The organism is Streptomyces sp. NPDC104371, assembly GCF_055583785.1.
Window position 1 is genome coordinate 334,339 of record NZ_JBVJNF010000004.1, and the last position, 14,852, is coordinate 349,190.

The 14,852-nt window shown below is 69.7% G+C and carries 14 protein-coding genes and 1 riboswitch; of the genes, 11 read left to right on the forward strand and 3 right to left on the reverse strand.

Translation table 11 applies throughout. The features are described 5' to 3' along the window. Nucleotides 1-58: 58 nt before the first annotated feature. Nucleotides 59-1,366, forward strand: coding sequence for a L,D-transpeptidase (locus tag ACZ60T_RS15615; RefSeq protein WP_469666368.1), 1,308 nt, complete (start codon nucleotides 59-61; stop codon nucleotides 1,364-1,366). A 47-nt stretch (nucleotides 1,367-1,413) separates the two neighbouring features. Here ACZ60T_RS15615 and ACZ60T_RS15620 read toward each other — a convergent pair whose 3' ends face one another. Next, on the reverse strand, nucleotides 1,414-1,815 hold the full coding sequence (locus ACZ60T_RS15620) for a response regulator (RefSeq protein WP_469666369.1): 402 nt from the start codon (nucleotides 1,813-1,815) through the stop codon (nucleotides 1,414-1,416). A 179-nt stretch (nucleotides 1,816-1,994) separates the two neighbouring features. Here ACZ60T_RS15620 and ctaE point away from each other — a divergent pair, with 179 nt between their 5' ends. From ctaE to ACZ60T_RS15650, 6 genes are all read left to right on the forward strand, one after another. After that, entirely contained in the window at nucleotides 1,995-2,615 is a 621-nt protein-coding gene (gene ctaE, locus ACZ60T_RS15625; RefSeq protein ID WP_252422044.1) for an aa3-type cytochrome oxidase subunit III, read from the forward strand. Nucleotides 2,616-2,725: 110 nt separating this feature from the next. Then, complete coding sequence (gene qcrC, locus ACZ60T_RS15630; protein ID WP_365620147.1) at nucleotides 2,726-3,538, forward strand: cytochrome bc1 complex diheme cytochrome c subunit; 813 nt, start codon at nucleotides 2,726-2,728, stop codon at nucleotides 3,536-3,538. After that, the gene (gene qcrA, locus ACZ60T_RS15635; RefSeq protein WP_365620150.1) at nucleotides 3,535-4,587 is read left to right on the forward strand and encodes a cytochrome bc1 complex Rieske iron-sulfur subunit; all 1,053 of its coding nucleotides are present in this window, start codon (nucleotides 3,535-3,537) and stop codon (nucleotides 4,585-4,587) included. The genes qcrC and qcrA overlap by 4 nt, the downstream gene beginning before the upstream one ends. Beyond that, on the forward strand, nucleotides 4,584-6,221 hold the full coding sequence (qcrB, locus tag ACZ60T_RS15640) for a cytochrome bc1 complex cytochrome b subunit (protein WP_469666370.1): 1,638 nt from the start codon (nucleotides 4,584-4,586) through the stop codon (nucleotides 6,219-6,221). Before qcrA ends, qcrB begins: the two co-directional genes overlap by 4 nt. 130 nt (nucleotides 6,222-6,351) lie before the next feature. Continuing rightward, nucleotides 6,352-7,416, forward strand: a complete 1,065-nt coding sequence (gene trpD, locus ACZ60T_RS15645) for an anthranilate phosphoribosyltransferase (RefSeq protein WP_365620156.1) — start codon at nucleotides 6,352-6,354, stop codon at nucleotides 7,414-7,416. A gap of 151 nt (nucleotides 7,417-7,567) precedes the next feature. Continuing rightward, nucleotides 7,568-7,684, forward strand: a riboswitch (SAM riboswitch). A gap of 185 nt (nucleotides 7,685-7,869) precedes the next feature. Then, nucleotides 7,870-9,204, forward strand: a complete 1,335-nt coding sequence (locus ACZ60T_RS15650; RefSeq protein WP_469666371.1) for an aminotransferase class V-fold PLP-dependent enzyme — start codon at nucleotides 7,870-7,872, stop codon at nucleotides 9,202-9,204. Nucleotides 9,205-9,377: 173 nt separating this feature from the next. Here ACZ60T_RS15650 and ACZ60T_RS15655 read toward each other — a convergent pair whose 3' ends face one another. Both ACZ60T_RS15655 and ACZ60T_RS15660 read right to left on the reverse strand, forming a co-directional pair. Then, entirely contained in the window at nucleotides 9,378-9,659 is a 282-nt protein-coding gene (locus tag ACZ60T_RS15655; protein ID WP_252422038.1) for an Lrp/AsnC family transcriptional regulator, read from the reverse strand. Then, nucleotides 9,656-10,387: a rhomboid family intramembrane serine protease gene (locus ACZ60T_RS15660; RefSeq protein WP_365620162.1), complete on the reverse strand. Its 732-nt coding sequence runs from the start codon at nucleotides 10,385-10,387 to the stop codon at nucleotides 9,656-9,658. Before ACZ60T_RS15660 ends, ACZ60T_RS15655 begins: the two co-directional genes overlap by 4 nt. A gap of 156 nt (nucleotides 10,388-10,543) precedes the next feature. Here ACZ60T_RS15660 and ACZ60T_RS15665 point away from each other — a divergent pair, with 156 nt between their 5' ends. From ACZ60T_RS15665 to ACZ60T_RS15680, 4 genes are all read left to right on the forward strand, one after another. Then, nucleotides 10,544-10,783 carry a hypothetical protein gene (locus tag ACZ60T_RS15665; RefSeq protein ID WP_252422036.1) on the forward strand — a complete coding sequence of 80 codons (240 nt, stop codon included), beginning with the start codon at nucleotides 10,544-10,546 and terminating at the stop codon, nucleotides 10,781-10,783. 34 nt (nucleotides 10,784-10,817) lie between these two features. Continuing rightward, nucleotides 10,818-12,161, forward strand: a complete 1,344-nt coding sequence (locus tag ACZ60T_RS15670; protein ID WP_469666583.1) for an NYN domain-containing protein — start codon at nucleotides 10,818-10,820, stop codon at nucleotides 12,159-12,161. 333 nt (nucleotides 12,162-12,494) lie between these two features. Then, complete coding sequence (locus ACZ60T_RS15675) at nucleotides 12,495-13,568, forward strand: C40 family peptidase (protein ID WP_365620166.1); 1,074 nt, start codon at nucleotides 12,495-12,497, stop codon at nucleotides 13,566-13,568. A gap of 216 nt (nucleotides 13,569-13,784) precedes the next feature. Next, nucleotides 13,785-14,813, forward strand: coding sequence for a C40 family peptidase (locus ACZ60T_RS15680; RefSeq protein ID WP_469666373.1), 1,029 nt, complete (start codon nucleotides 13,785-13,787; stop codon nucleotides 14,811-14,813). Nucleotides 14,814-14,852: the final 39 nt, after the last annotated feature.

Here is a 14,852-nt window from a genome sequence, read left to right on the forward strand (position 1 = left end):
TTCCCTCGGACGGCTCACTCGGCATGCCGTGGCGGGGGGCCCTCCCTAGCGTGAGGGCATGAGCCACTCAGTGTTCTTCCGGCGCGCAGCAGCCTCCGACCCGCGACTGCCGGCGCGGGCCCCGCGGCACCGTAAAGCCGTCGGGTGCGCTCTGTTGGCGATCGCCCTGGGCGCGGGCCCCGTCGCCTGCGGGGCGGGCGACCCGCTCTCGGAGAAGCCGTACGACGCCTCCGACGACATCGACTTCAACGTGCCCGTGGGGGACGGCAAGAAGGCCGACCCCGACAAGCCCCTGGAGGTCTCCCTCGCGGGCTCCGACGGGCGCATCACGGACGTGACGACCACCGACGCCCGAGGACGCCACGTGGCGGGCGAACTCACCGCGGACGGCAGCCGTTGGCACAGCACGTCCCCGCTGGCCGCAGGCACCCGCTACACGGTGCAGGTGAGCACGGAGGACGACGACGGCGCCCCCGGCCGCAAGGTCTACGACGTCCGCACCAGCACCCCCGAGACCAAGAAGCGGCTGAACGTCAGCTTCGGCCCCAAGCCCGGTACCTACGGCGTCGGCCAGCCCGTCACCGCCGAACTCAGCGAGCCCGTCAAGGACAAGGCGTCCCGGGCCGTCGTGGAGCGTGCCCTCAAGGTGGACTCGCAGCCCGCGGCACAGGGCTCCTGGTACTGGGTCGACGACAAGACGCTCCACTACCGCCCCAAGGACTACTGGCCCGCCCACGCCACCGTCACGGTTCACAGCAACCTCGCGGACGCGAAGATCTCCGACCACCTCTGGGGCGCCGACACCAAACCCCTGAAGATCACCACGGGCGACCGCGTGGTCGCCGTCACGGACGCCGCCACGCATCTGCTGACGGTCTACAAGGACGACAAGCCGATCCGGCAGATCCCCGTCACCACGGGCAGACCGGGCTACGCCACCCGCAACGGCGTCAAGGTCATATTGGGCAAGCAGCCCACCGTACGGATGCGGGGAACCAGCATCGGCATCGCCGAGGGCTCCTCGGACTCCTACGACCTGCTGGTCCACTGGGCGGCCCAGGTCACCTACAGCGGTGAGTACGTGCACGCCGCGCCCTGGTCCGTCGGCTCCCAGGGGTACGCCAACGTCAGCCACGGCTGCACCGGGATGAGCAACGGCAACGCCCAGTGGTTCTACGACACCGTGCGGGTCGGCGACGTCGTCAAGGTCATCAACTCCGGGGGCGAGGACATGGCCCCGTTCGGCAACGGCTTCGGCGACTGGAACCTCGACTGGACGAAATGGCGCAAGGGCAGCGCCCTGGTCGGCTCGCCCGACGGCGCGAGCCCCCAGGACCGCGCACGGCTGCGTCCCGAGGCCGCCTGAGGCTCCCTGGGAGGCCCCGGGCCTCCCAGGAGCCCCGGGGGCATCCCCTAGGCGCTCACCAGGGCCTTGCGCCGCAGCAGCGTGGCCAGGGCCGAGGCGAACTCGACCGGCTCGACCGGCAGCGCCACCGCGGCGTCGGCCCGGCTCCACGTCGCCAGCCAGGCGTCCTGCGGCCGGGCGATCAGCAGCAGCACGGGCGGGCACTCGAAGATCTCGTCCTTGATCTCCCGGCAGACGCCCATCCCGCCCATCGGCACGGCCTCGCCGTCCAGGACGCACACGTCGATGCCGCCCCGGTGCAGCTCTCTGAGGACGGCGGCCGGTGTCGCGCACTCCACGAACTCGACCTCGGGAAGGTCCGCGGCGGGCCTGCGCCCGGTCGCGAGCCGCACCTGTTCTCGGGTGGTGGAGTCGTCGCTGTAGACCAGCACCGTGGCGGTCGGCTGCATGTTCCCTCCGGGACGTCTGCGTCGTACGGAACGGATCGTTGCGCCGGATCGTACTCCCTCGCGTACCGCGTCAACAGCGGGCCGGAACACCGCTTTGATGCGCCATCCGGGCAGTACACACGGTACGGAGGCCCCGAACAGCACCCCCCGGCGTGAGGGCGGGATAAGCGACCGACATAATGTCGGTCGTGGCGACAGCAACGACAGTAGAAACCGGGCACGCGCACCCGTCGGTCAATCGACCGAACCTCACCAGCGTCGGAACCATCATCTGGCTGAGTTCCGAGCTGATGTTCTTCGCGGCCCTCTTCGCGATGTACTTCACCCTGCGATCGGTGACCGGGCCCGAGCACTGGAAGGAGATGGCGAGTGCTCTCAACTTCCCGTTCTCGGCGACGAACACCACCATCCTGGTGCTTTCCTCACTGACCTGTCAGCTCGGCGTCTTCGCCGCCGAGCGCGGGGATGTGAAGAAGCTCCGGGGCTGGTTCATCCTCACCTTCATCATGGGTGCGATCTTCATCGGTGGCCAGGTCTTCGAGTACACCGAGCTGGTCAAGAAGGACGGCCTCTCGCTGTCCTCGGACCCGTACGGCTCGGTGTTCTATCTGACCACCGGATTCCACGGACTGCATGTGACCGGCGGTCTCATCGCCTTCCTGTTGGTCCTCGGACGCACCTACGCGGCGAAGAGGTTCACCCATGAGCAGGCGACCGCCGCCATCGTCGTGTCCTACTACTGGCACTTCGTCGATGTCGTTTGGATCGGCCTCTTCGCCACGATCTACATGATCAAGTAATCGGTCGGCGAAGGCGAACGGTCACCCGATCGGGGGGACCCGATCGCTCGCGACGACACGATCCATTTCCAGAAGCATCGACGCAGAAGATCCTGACACCGGGGTAATCCGTGAAAAAGCTCTCCGCACGACGACGCCATCCGCTGGCGGCTGTCGTCGTCCTACTCCTCGCGCTGGCGGCCACCGGGGGGCTGTATGCCGCGTTCGCGCCCGCGAGCAAGGCACAGGCCGATGAGACCGCGCAGTCCCTCGCCATCGAAGAGGGCAAGAAGCTCTACCAGGTGGGCTGCGCAAGCTGCCACGGCACCGGCGGTCAGGGCAGCTCCGACGGCCCGAGCCTGGTGGGCGTAGGCGCCGCGGCCGTGGACTTCCAGGTGGGTACCGGCCGTATGCCGGCCGCCACTTCCCAGGGCGCCCAGGTCCCGCGGAAGAAGACCATCTACACGCAGGCCGAGATCGACCAGCTCGCGGCCTTCGTCGCCTCCCTCGGCGCCGGTCCGGCCGTGCCGACGACGAACGAGTACAGCCCCGAGAACGCTGACCTCGGTCGGGGTGGCGAGCTCTTCCGCCAGAACTGCGCGCAGTGCCACAACTTCACCGGCAAGGGTGGCGCGCTGACGCACGGCAAGTTCGCGCCGACCCTTGAGGGTGTCTCTCCGAAGCATCTCTACGAGGCCATGCAGACCGGCCCGCAGAACATGCCGTCCTTCCCCGACACCACGCTGTCGTCGGAGAACAAGAAGGACATCATCGCGTACCTCGACGCGGTCAACAGCGATGAGACCAAGAACCCGGGCGGTCTGGAGCTGGGCGGTCTCGGCCCGGTCTCCGAGGGCCTGTTCGCCTGGATCTTCGGACTCGGTGCGCTGATCGCGGTCGCCGTCTGGGTCGCCGCTCGGACCGCAAAGGCCAAGAAGTCATGAGTAGCCAAGACATTCCCGAAGAGAACCTGCCCGCTGAGCAGGAGTCCGTGACCGGTGAGGTCGCGGACGAGAGGAACCCGTTCGCCGATCCGGGTCTCCCGCCCCACGAGCACCGGATCCAGGACATCGACGAGCGGGCCGCCAAGCGCTCCGAGCGCACGGTAGCCCTGCTGTTCACGCTGTCGATGCTGGCCGCTGTCGGCTTCATCGCCTCGTACCTCGCGATCCCGGTCGACAGGTCGATCTACGTCTTCCCGCTCGGTCACGTCAGCGCGCTCAACTTCGCGCTGGGCCTGACGCTGGGCGTGGCGCTGTTCGCGATCGGCGCGGGCGCGGTCCACTGGGCCCGCACCCTGATGTCCGACGTGGAGGTCGCCGACGAGCGTCACCCGATCGAGGCCTCGCCCGAGGTCAAGGCGAAGGTCATGGCCGACTTCCGCCAGGGTGCCAAGGAATCCGCGATCGGCCGCCGCAAGCTCATCCGCACCACGATGTTCGGTGCGCTGACCGTGGTGCCGCTCTCCAGCCTCTTCCTGCTGGGCGGCCTCGGCCCGAAGCCCGGGACGAAGCTGCGCCACACCGCCTGGCGCAACGGCAAGCTCCTCGTCAACATGAACACGAACCAGCCGATGCGTCCTTCCGACGTCGCGGTCGGCTCGCTCACCTTCGCCAAGCCCGAGGGCCTGGAGGAGCACGACGAGGAGTTCCAGAACCAGATCGCCAAGGCGGCCCTGATGCTCGTCCGGCTGGAGCCGGTCGACATCAAGGACAAGAAGGAACTCGAGTGGTCCCACGAGGGCATCGTGGCCTACTCGAAGATCTGCACCCACGTCGGTTGCCCGATCTCCCTCTACGAGCAGCAGACGCACCACGTCCTCTGCCCGTGTCACCAGTCCACCTTCGACCTCTCCGACGGCGCCCGGGTCATCTTCGGCCCGGCCGGTCACGCCCTGCCGCAGTTGCGCATCGGCGTCAACGCGGATGGTTACCTCGAAGCGCTCGGCGACTTCGAAGAGCCCGTCGGTCCTGCATTCTGGGAGCGCGGATGAGCACTATCGCGAGCAACGAGTCCGGCGCGCGACGAGAAACGCCCGCCGGCGAGCGTGTAGCGGACTGGGCCGACGGCCGCCTGGGGATCTACTCCCTGGCCAAGGCCAACATGCGCAAGATCTTCCCCGACCACTGGTCGTTCATGTTGGGCGAAGTGTGCATGTACAGCTTCATCATCATCATCCTCACGGGTGTGTATCTGACGCTGTTCTTCCACCCGTCGATGAACGAGGTGGTCTACGACGGCAGTTACGTGCCGTTGCAGGGTCAGTTGATGAGCGAGGCCTTCAACTCGACGATGCACATCAGCTTCGAGGTCCGCGGTGGTCTGCTGATCCGGCAGATCCACCACTGGGCCGCGCTGATCTTCCTCGCCGGCATGTTCGTGCACATGATGCGCGTGTTCTTCACGGGCGCGTTCCGTAAGCCGCGCGAGATCAACTGGCTGTTCGGCTTCCTGCTGTTCGTCCTCGGCATGTTCACCGGCTTCACCGGTTACTCGCTCCCGGACGACCTGCTCTCCGGCACCGGTGTCCGCTTCATGGAGGGCGCGATCCTGTCCGTGCCGATCGTCGGTACGTACATCTCGATGTTCCTCTACGGCGGCGAGTTCCCGGGGCACGACTTCGTGGCCCGCTTCTACTCGATCCACATCCTGCTGCTGCCGGGCATCATGCTCGGCCTGATGGTCGCGCACCTGATCCTGGTCTTCTACCACAAGCACACGCAGTTCGCGGGTCCCGGCAAGACGAACAACAACGTCGTCGGCATGCCGCTGCTGCCGGTGTACATGGCCAAGGCCGGAGGCTTCTTCTTCCTGGTCTTCGGTGTCATCGCGGCCATCGCGGCGATCGCCTCGATCAACCCGATCTGGGGTATCGGCCCTTACCGCGCGGACCAGGTGTCCACGGGCGCCCAGCCCGACTGGTACATGGGCTTCGCCGAGGGTCTGATCCGTGTGATGCCGGGCTGGGAGATCAACCTGTGGGGCCACACGCTCGTCCTGGGTGTGTTCATCCCGCTGGTGATCTTCCCGCTGGTCCTCGCCGCGATCGCGGTCTACCCGTTCATCGAGTCGTGGGTCACCGGCGACAAGCGCGAGCACCACATCCTGGACCGTCCGCGCAACGCCCCGACGCGTACCGCGTTCGGTGTCGCCTGGCTCACCGCCTACCTGGTGATGCTGGTCGGCGGTGGCAACGACCTGTGGGCCACGCACTTCCACCTGTCGATCAACGCGATCACCTGGTTCGTCCGGATCACGTTCTTCGTCGGACCGGTCCTCGCGTTCATCATCACCAAGCGGATCTGCCTCGGCCTCCAGCGCCGTGACCGCGACAAGGTGCTGCACGGCCGCGAGTCGGGCATCATCAAGCGGCTGCCGCACGGTGAGTTCATCGAGGTGCACGAGCCGCTCAGCCAGGAGCAGCTCCACACGCTCACCGCGCACGAGCAGTACCAGCCGGCCGAGATCGGCCCGCTCGTCGACGAGAACGGCGTCGAGCGGAAGCTCAAGGGTTCGCAGAAGCTCCGCGCCAAGCTGAGCACCGCGTACTTCGGGGAAGAGAACCAGATCCCCAAGCCCACGGCTGAGGAGTACAAGGAGATCACGAGCGGCCACGGCCACCACTGATCGCGGCACGCCACGCCACGAAGGACCCCGTCTGCACTTCGGACGGGGTCCTTCCTCGTGTCCGGAGCTGGATAGGCTGGTACCAGTTCGATTCGCGTCCCGTTCGGGACAATCACCCCAGGAGCGGCTGATGACTGCTGTGACCCCCGCTGGAGGCGACACCGCGGCGGGCCGTTCCTGGCCCGGCCTGCTGAACGGCCTGCTGGAGGGCCGGAACCTCACCGCGGACGACACCGCCTGGGCGATGAACCTGATCATGCGCGGGGAGGCGACCGACGCGCAGATCGCCGGGTTCGCGGTGTCCCTGCGCGCCAAGGGCGCGACGGTCGAGGAGATCAACGGGCTCGTCCGCACGATGTACGAGCACGCGAACGTCATAGAGGTACCGGGCGCCACCGTCGACATCGTCGGTACGGGCGGTGACGGCGCGAAGACGGTGAACATCTCCACCATGTCGTCGATCGTCGTCGCGGGTACCGGTGCGAAGGTCGTCAAGCACGGCAACCGTGCCGCGTCCTCGGCGTCCGGGGCGTCCGATGTCCTGGAGAAGCTGGGCGTCAACCTCGACCTGACCCCGAAGCGGGTGGTGGAGGTCGCCCAGGAGGCCGGGATCACCTTCTGCTTCGCGGTGAAGTTCCATCCGGCGCTGCGCCATGTGGGCGCCGCGCGCGGGCAGTTGGGGATCCGGACGGTGTTCAACCTGCTCGGCCCGCTGACCAATCCGGCGAAGGTGAGGTCGCAGGCGGTCGGTGTGGCCATCGCGCACGAGGCGCCGATCGTGGCCGGTGTCTTCGCCGAACGCGGCAACTCCTCCCTGGTGTTCCGCGGCGACGACGGCCTCGACGAGCTGACCACGACCTCCACGTCCCATGTGTGGATCGTCCGGGACGGCAAGGTGACCGAGGAGCACTTCGATCCCCGGGACGTCGGCATCGAGCTGGTGCCCCTGGAGGCGCTGCGGGGCGCGGACGCCTCGTACAACGCGGATGTCGCGCGGCGGCTGCTGGAGGGCGAGACCGGGCCGGTACGGGACGCGGTGCTGCTGAACTCGGCGGCGGCGCTGGTGGCGCTGGAGCCCACGGGGGCCTCGCTGGCCGAGCAGATCCGCGCCGGGATGGACAAGGCCGCAGAGTCGATCGACTCGGGCGCGGCCCGGCGGTCGCTGGAGCGTTGGGTGGCCGCGAGCAACGCATAGGCGGGGCGACGGCGCGGAGTCCGGCATGACGCCGGGCTCCGCGCCGTCGTGCTTCCCCGGCGTGATTCCTCAAGAGGCGCAGAGCGCCGTACATCCCGCTATCCGGACAGGAGTTGCGGCCGGGCGATCACGTCCCGTACCGTCCTGGCCAGGTCATGAGTGACAGTCGTAAGGCCCCGGCCGACTGTCCGGCAACCCTCCGTCCGTGGCGGGGTGCCCCGGGTGAAGACCAGGTCGTGAGCAGCAAGGCCCACGGCAAGCGCGGACCCCTCGCATCACCAGGGGTCCTGGTCGTACGAGGGAGCCTCCCCGTGAGCAAGCGAATGCGCTAGGGCCGGTCCGGCCCCCACCCCCGCATCCCCCTTCTCCTTCGCCCTGTGCCGCTGACGCAGGCGTGCTCTCGTGTGCGCCGCCCGGCACGGTGGTTCCGTCTGCTCTCACGGGAGTGCACCCATGCCTGTCCTCACCCCTGCCGCCGCCCCGTCCGTCTGTGCCCCGCTGCCCGTGCTGGGCCGGGACGTCACCGTCCCGCTCGCGTCCGGCGGCGAGATCACCTATGCCGCGCTCGACTACGCCGCCAGCGCCCCCGCGCTCCAGCGGGTCTGGGACGACGTGGCGGCGTACGCGCCCTACTACGGCAGCGTCCATCGCGGCGCCGGGCATCTCTCGCAGGTGTCCACCGACCTCTTCGAGAACGCCCGCCGGACCGTCGCCGACTTCCTCGACTGCGCGGACGGACATGAGGTGATCTTCACCCGGTCCACCACCGACTCGCTCAACCTGCTCGCCGCGGCCCTCCCGGCGGGCTGCCGGGTCTTCGTCTTCGAGACCGAGCACCACGCCTCCCTGCTGCCCTGGCGGAACTCCCAGGTCACCTACCTCGACGCGCCGCGCACCCCGCGCCAGGCCGTGGAGACCCTGGAGCACGCCCTGGCCGACCGGGACCCCCACGGCCCGGCCCTCGTCTGCGTCACCGGCGCCTCCAACGTCACCGGCGAGCTGTGGCCCGTACGCGAGCTGGCGGCGGCCGCTCACGCGCACGGCGCCCGGATCGTCCTGGACGCCGCCCAGCTCGCCCCGCATCACCCGGTGTCCGTGCGCGACCTGGACGTCGACTGGGTCGCCTTCTCCGGGCACAAGCTGTACGCCCCCTTCGGCTCCGGCGTCCTCGCCGGTCGCGCCGACTGGCTGCGCGCGGCCGAGCCGTATCTCGCGGGCGGCGGCGCCAGCCGCAGCGTCACCCGGCGTACGGACGGGGGAGTGGACGTCGAGTGGCACGAGGGCGCCGCGCGGCACGAGGCCGGGTCGCCCAATGTGATCGGCGCCTACGCGATCGCCGCCGCGTGCCGGGCCCTCACCGAGGCGGGGTTCGCGTCACTGGTCGACCGCGAGCAGCGTCTGGTCCGTACGGTCAGGGACGGGCTCGCCGAGGTCCCGGAGGTCAGGGTGCTCTCGCTGTTCGGCGACGAGGCGCCCCGGGTCGGCGTGCTGTCCTTCGTCGTCGAGGGCTGGGACGGCTCCCGCTTCGCCGCCGCGCTCTCCACCGAGTACGGGATCGGCGTACGGGACGGCCTGTTCTGCGCCCACCCGCTGGTGCGCACCCTGCTCGGCGGCGACCCGCGCACACCGGGGGAGTGCGGCGCCCCCGAGAGCGCCCCCGAGAGCGTGCCCGGCGAGAAGCCGCTGAACGCGATCCGCGTCAGCTTCGGCGCGGGCACCCCCGACGAGCACGTGGAGCGGTTCCTGCGCGCGGTGCGGGAACTCGTGGCCCGAGGGCCCAGGCGCTAGGGGGTGTTTCGAAAGTAGCGTCGTCCGCCCGGAGGGCGGGCCCCGCGGCGTCTGGTGCGGTGCATCGCAAGGCGGAGGGTTGCCCGCGTACTGGATGTACGCGGGTAATCCCGACAACGCGGCGAGGTGCCGTGCCAGGCGTCGCGGGGCAGACGGGACTTTCGAAACACGCCCTAGTTGTCCAGGCCGATCGCGAACGCCGCCTCCAGGTCGTGCTGCGAGTACGTGCGGAAGGCGACATGCGTGTCCGTGGCCAGGACGCCCGGGATCTTGCTGATGCGGCCGGGGATGACGTCCGCGAGGTCGTCGTGGGCCTTCACCCGGACCATGGCGATGAGGTCGTAGGTACCGGTGACGGAGAAGACCTCGCTGACGCAGTCCAGAGCGGCGATCGACTCGGCGATCTCGGGGATCCGGTCCACGCTGGTCTTGATGAGGACGATCGCGGTGATCACGGCTGGTGTTCTCCCTCGGGGGCCTTGGCTGGGGATTTCACCCTACTCGTACGTCCGTAGCGCACCCACGCGTAGAGGAAGCCCAGCGAGAACCCGATCACATGGGCGAGGTAGGCGACCCCCGGGCTCTCGGTGGCCCGGCCCGCCGCCAGCCACTGAAGGCTGGCCCAGAAGGGCAGCACCACCCAGGCCGGGAAGCGCAGCGGGAGGAAGAGCAGGAACGGGAAGAGACTGGTGACCCTGGCCTTCGGGAACAGGAAGAGGAAGGCGCCGAGGACGCCGGAGATCGCGCCCGACGCCCCGACCAGGCTCTGGGCCGAGCCGGCGTCGGCCGCCGCGTACCCGAGCAGCGCCAGACAGCCGCAGCCCAGATAGAACAGGGCGAACTCCAGGCGGCCCATCCGCTCCTCGGTCATCGCGCCGAAGACATGGAGGAAGAGCATGTTGCCGAGCAGATGCACCCAGCTCCCGTGCACGAACAGCGCCGTGGCGGGGGTGAGTACGGCCCGTGGCGCCCCGCTGAACAGCTCCGCGGGCACCACGCCCCAGTGGCCGAAGTAGGCCCGCTGGGCGGCGATCAGCGCCTCCCCGGTGCCGTACGCGGGGATCAGCCCCGCGGCCGGTCCGATCACGAAGAGGAGGCAGCACAGGGCGATCAGCCCGTGGGTCATCGGCGCCGAGGGGTCCCGCACCGCTCTGCCGACCGCCCTGTTCCAGGTGGAGCGCATGGGACAGAGCATGGCGTAACCGGACGGATACGCACAGAGTGCCTCGCCGTTCTGGACAGGCGGGCATGGGGCAGCCGCCAGGCCGTAGGGTTACGAGCCACACGCTCCAGGGAAGCTGGCGCATCACGGAGACTGGAAGAAGGAAGAGCAGCCACGATGACGGTTCCCCTGCCGACCGAGAAGACCCGCTGGCGCTGCACGCTCTGCGGCAACCTCACGCGTTTCGATGTGACCCGTTCGTCGAAGGTCGTGGAGTACGTGCATCTCGATCTGTCCGGTGAACCCGAGGTGGAGGAGCGCGAGGTGGTCAGTGAGACCATCGAGTCCGTGCGTTGCCGCTGGTGCAACGCCGTGGACCAGGTGGAACTCGTGGACAGGCCGGGCGCCGGCTCCTGACGGAGCGGCTTCCGCACAGGTAGTGGGGTGACGGATCGTGGAGACCATGGGCGGGGAGCCGGCCGACGGCACCGCTGAGGTGCTCGACCGTCCGCTGCCCGACGGCGTGCGCCGCCGGGTCGTGCAGATCGTGGCCGACGGCTTCGGCGGGCTGACGCTCGGCGAACTGCCCGCGCAACTGCGGCAGTACGCCCGGTTCACGCCCACCCGCCGGGCCAAGTTCGCGGGTAACGCGATGGCCGCGGCCGTGGAGACCGACCCGGCGTTCCGTCGGCGCATCGGGGAGAAGCTCAAAGAGGCCCAGCCGGAACTCACCGACGCCCTCGACTCCGGCGCGCCCCCGCCCGCCGCGGACCCCGTCGACGTGGCGGCGGCGGCCTATGTGCTGCGCCCCGCGGGCTGGGTGAAGCTGGTGACCGCCGCGGGTGAGGAGGTCCAGCGCGCGGACGCCGAGCGGGCCGACGAGGAGAGCCGCGCCGAGCTGGAGCGGCTGCGCGCGGAGTTGACCGCCGCCCGCGCCCACACCCGCACCGAGACCGAACGCCTGCGCGCGGAGCTGGACTCGGCGCGCAAGGAGGCCGAATCGCTTCAGCGCAAGCTGCGCGCCGCCCTCAGCGACGTCAAGCGCGGCGAGGCCGCCCTGCGCAAGGCGCGCGGCGAGATCGAGGCCGTACGGGCCGAGAGCCATACGCGCGTCTCCGCCGCCGAGAGCGAGACCCGGCGGCTCAAGGCGCGCCTCGGGGAGGCGGAGGCCGCCCTGGAGGCCACGCGCAGGGCGGCGCGCGAGGGCCGCAGCGTCGAGGACATGCGCGTACGGCTGCTGCTCGACACGGTGCTGGACGCGGCCCAGGGGCTGCGGCGTGAACTCGCGTTGCCGCCGGTGTCCGTACGCCCCGCGGACACCGTGGACGCGGTGGAGCCGGGCCGGATGACCCCGAAGGACATCGCGGCCCGCGCGCTGTCCGACAACGACCCCGCGATCCTGGACCAGTTGCTGGCGCTGCCGCAGGCGCATCTGGTCGTCGACGGCTACAACGTCACCAAGACCGGCTATCCGCAGATGCCGTTGGAGAAGCAGCGGCTGCGGATCCTCGGGCAGCTCTCGCAACTCGCCGCGCAGACCGGCGCCGAGGTCACATGTGTCTTCGACGGGGCCGAGCTGGCCGCGCCCGTCCTGCTGGCCCCGCCGCGCGGGGTGCGGGTGCTGTTCTCCAAACCGGGCGTCACGGCCGATGAGTTGATCCGCCAACTGGTGCGCGCGGAGCCGCCGGGCCGGCCGGTCATCGTCGCCTCCACCGACCGCGAGGTGGCCGACGGGGTCGCCAGGGCGGGGGCGCGCCCGGTCGCGTCCGCGGTCCTTCTCAAGCGTCTGTCCTGAAGTCGCCGGTCCCTTCCGCCCGTCCGCGGAACTGCGCGACCGGTGCCCCAAGAGTCCCGTACGCACCAACCGCAACATCCGTCGGAGATGCCCGGATTGGCGGGCCCCTCACGCAACGTAGCGTCAATCGGACATCACTGCACGTGAGTTGAGTGCAAAGAATGCACACCGTGACGGAGAATTTTCACGTCAGGATTTGAACTGATCACAGGAAGGTCACTAGGGTCTGGCCTCGAACCTTCGCTCGGGTGATCACTCATTGGGGGTGACGGCGAAGGGTCACCGCCCACCGGCGTGTCGGTAGGCGGCTGAAGGAAGAAGGAGATCGCCTTCGTGGCGTCCCACCGTCGACCCAAGCAGCCGAGCCGCACCCGCGTGACCGTGCTCACCACCGTCGCCGCGGCAGCCGTGGCCCTCAGTGCGCAGGCGGCCAACGCCGCGCCCAACGCGAAGCCGAGCAAGGACGAGGTCAAGTCCAAGGTCGACAAGCTCTACGAAGACGCGGAGAAGGCCACCGAGAAGTACAACGGGGCCAAGGAGAAGCAGGAGAAGCTGGAGAAGCAGATCTCCACGCTCCAGGACACCGTCGCGCGCGGCCAGGAAGACCTCAACAAGCTGCGCGAGGGCATCGGCACGATGGCCAGCGCCCAGTACCGCACCGGCAGCATCGACCCGTCCCTGCAGCTCTTCCTCTCCGCGAACCCGGACGACTTCCTCGACAAGGCGTCCACGCTCAACCAGCTCAGCGGCCAGCAGGTCGAGGCGCTGAAGAAGATCCAGGAGAAGCAGCGCGCGCTGGCCCAGCAGCGCAAGGAAGCCTCCGACAAGCTCAAGGATCTGTCGACCACCCGCACCGAACTGGGCAAGAAGAAGAAGGAAGTCCAGGGCAAGCTCGGCGAGGCGCAGCGGCTGCTCAACAGCCTGACGGCGCAGGAGCGCGAGGCCCTGAAGAAGGAGGAGGACCGCGCCAGCCGTGCCAGCGAGCGCAGCGCGCTGAACAACTCCACCGGCAGCACCTCGACCGGCACCGCCCCGACCGGCTCTTCCAAGCCCGCCTCCGGTCGCGCCGCCGCCGCGTTCGCCGCCGCCCAGAGCAAGATCGGCTCGCCCTATGTCTGGGGCGCCACCGGCCCGTCCTCCTTCGACTGCTCGGGCCTGACCTCCTGGGCCTACGCCCAGGCCAACGTGACGATATCCCGCCAGTCGCAGGCGCAGGCCAACGACGGCACGCGCATCTACAGCGTCAGCCAGCTCCAGGTCGGCGACCTCGTCATCTTCTACGGCGACCAGCACCACGTCGGCCTCTACGCGGGCAACGGCCAGGTGCTGCACGCCCCGCGCACCGGCACCGTCGTGCGCTACGAGTCGATCAACAACATGCCCTTCCAGTTCGGCGTACGCATCTGACGTCTCGTCAGATCCCCTGCGTCACCACGCCCGAACGAGCGAATTCCAGCGACCGTCGCTGACCCCGCGCCCCGCCGATGACCTGCGTCAGAGGCGGGGCGTCGGATTGTGTGCCCCCCGAACGGCCTTTGGTCACAGAGTGATCACCCGGCTACTGTCTGCCGCGTTTCCCCGCCGAGGGGCGGGGTGTGTCAGCGGAAGGGAGTGCGACAGCTCGTGGGGTCCCATCGCCGTTCAGGGCCTGCCCTCGCGCCGTCCGGCCTCGGCCGGGGTCGAGGCGCCACCGTGGCCGTTGTGTCCGCGGCGGCAGCCGCCGCCCTCGGTGTCGTACCGGCGAGCGCCGTGCCGCACGACGACGCCCGTGCCACGGTCGACCGGCTGTACCAGGAGGCCGAACGGGCCACCGAGGCCTACGACAAGGCCACCGAGCAGACCGGTTCGCTGCGCCGTCAGATCGGCCAGGCGCAGGACCGCATCGCACGGCAGCAGGGCCGCGTCAACGCCCTGCGGGACGCGCTCGGCGCGCTCGCCGGGGCCCAGTACCGCTCCGGCGGCCTCGACCCCACCCTCGCGCTGCTGTTCTCCGACAGCCCCGACGCCTACCTCGACCGGGCCGCCGCCCTCGACCGGATCGGCGTCCATCAGGCCTTACGGCTCAAGGAACTTCAGTCCGCGCTGCGTGAACTGGCCCAGGAACGCGCGGAAGCGGCCGGGAAGTGCGCCGCGCTGGAGAAGAGCCGCAAGGCGGTCACCCAGCACAAGAAGGCGGTCGAGCGGAAGCTCGCGGCGGCCCGACGCCTGCTCAACTCCCTGCCGACAGCGCAGCGCAGCGCCTACGAGCGGGCGTCCCGCTCCGCCGGTGACGTGCCCGACCTCAGGGGCGTGGCGGTCGCGCCCGACGGCCGCGCGGCCGCCGCCGTCGCCGCGGCCCGCTCCGTGCTCGGCCGCCCGTACGTGTGGGGCGCCACCGGGCCGGTCGGCTTCGACTGCTCGGGCCTCATGCAGTGGTCGTACGCGCACGCGGGCATCGGCCTGCCGCGCACCTCCCAGCAGCAGCGCTACGCCGGACGCCAGGTGCCGCTCTCCGCGGCCCGCCCCGGCGACCTGGTCGTCTACCGCGACGACGCCAGCCATGTGGCGATGTACGTGGGCGGCGGCATGGTCATCCACGCCCCGCACCCGGGCGCCGTGGTGCGCTACGACCCGGTCGGGATGATGCCCGTCTCGTCGGTCACCAGGCCCTGAGCCGACGCCCTGGGGCCGCTGTGGCCGCCACGTACCATC

Coding starts and splice junctions, on each gene's coding strand:
- ACZ60T_RS15615 (WP_469666368.1), top strand. CDS start 59: ATGAGCCACTCAGTGTTCTTCCGGCGCGCAGCAGCCTCCGACCCGCGA.
- ACZ60T_RS15620 (WP_469666369.1), bottom strand. CDS start 1,815: ATGCAGCCGACCGCCACGGTGCTGGTCTACAGCGACGACTCCACCACC.
- ctaE (WP_252422044.1), top strand. CDS start 1,995: ATGTCGGTCGTGGCGACAGCAACGACAGTAGAAACCGGGCACGCGCAC.
- qcrA (WP_365620150.1), top strand. CDS start 3,535: ATGAGTAGCCAAGACATTCCCGAAGAGAACCTGCCCGCTGAGCAGGAG.
- qcrB (WP_469666370.1), top strand. CDS start 4,584: ATGAGCACTATCGCGAGCAACGAGTCCGGCGCGCGACGAGAAACGCCC.
- trpD (WP_365620156.1), top strand. CDS start 6,352: ATGACTGCTGTGACCCCCGCTGGAGGCGACACCGCGGCGGGCCGTTCC.
- ACZ60T_RS15650 (WP_469666371.1), top strand. CDS start 7,870: ATGCCTGTCCTCACCCCTGCCGCCGCCCCGTCCGTCTGTGCCCCGCTG.
- ACZ60T_RS15660 (WP_365620162.1), bottom strand. CDS start 10,387: ATGCGCTCCACCTGGAACAGGGCGGTCGGCAGAGCGGTGCGGGACCCC.
- ACZ60T_RS15665 (WP_252422036.1), top strand. CDS start 10,544: ATGACGGTTCCCCTGCCGACCGAGAAGACCCGCTGGCGCTGCACGCTC.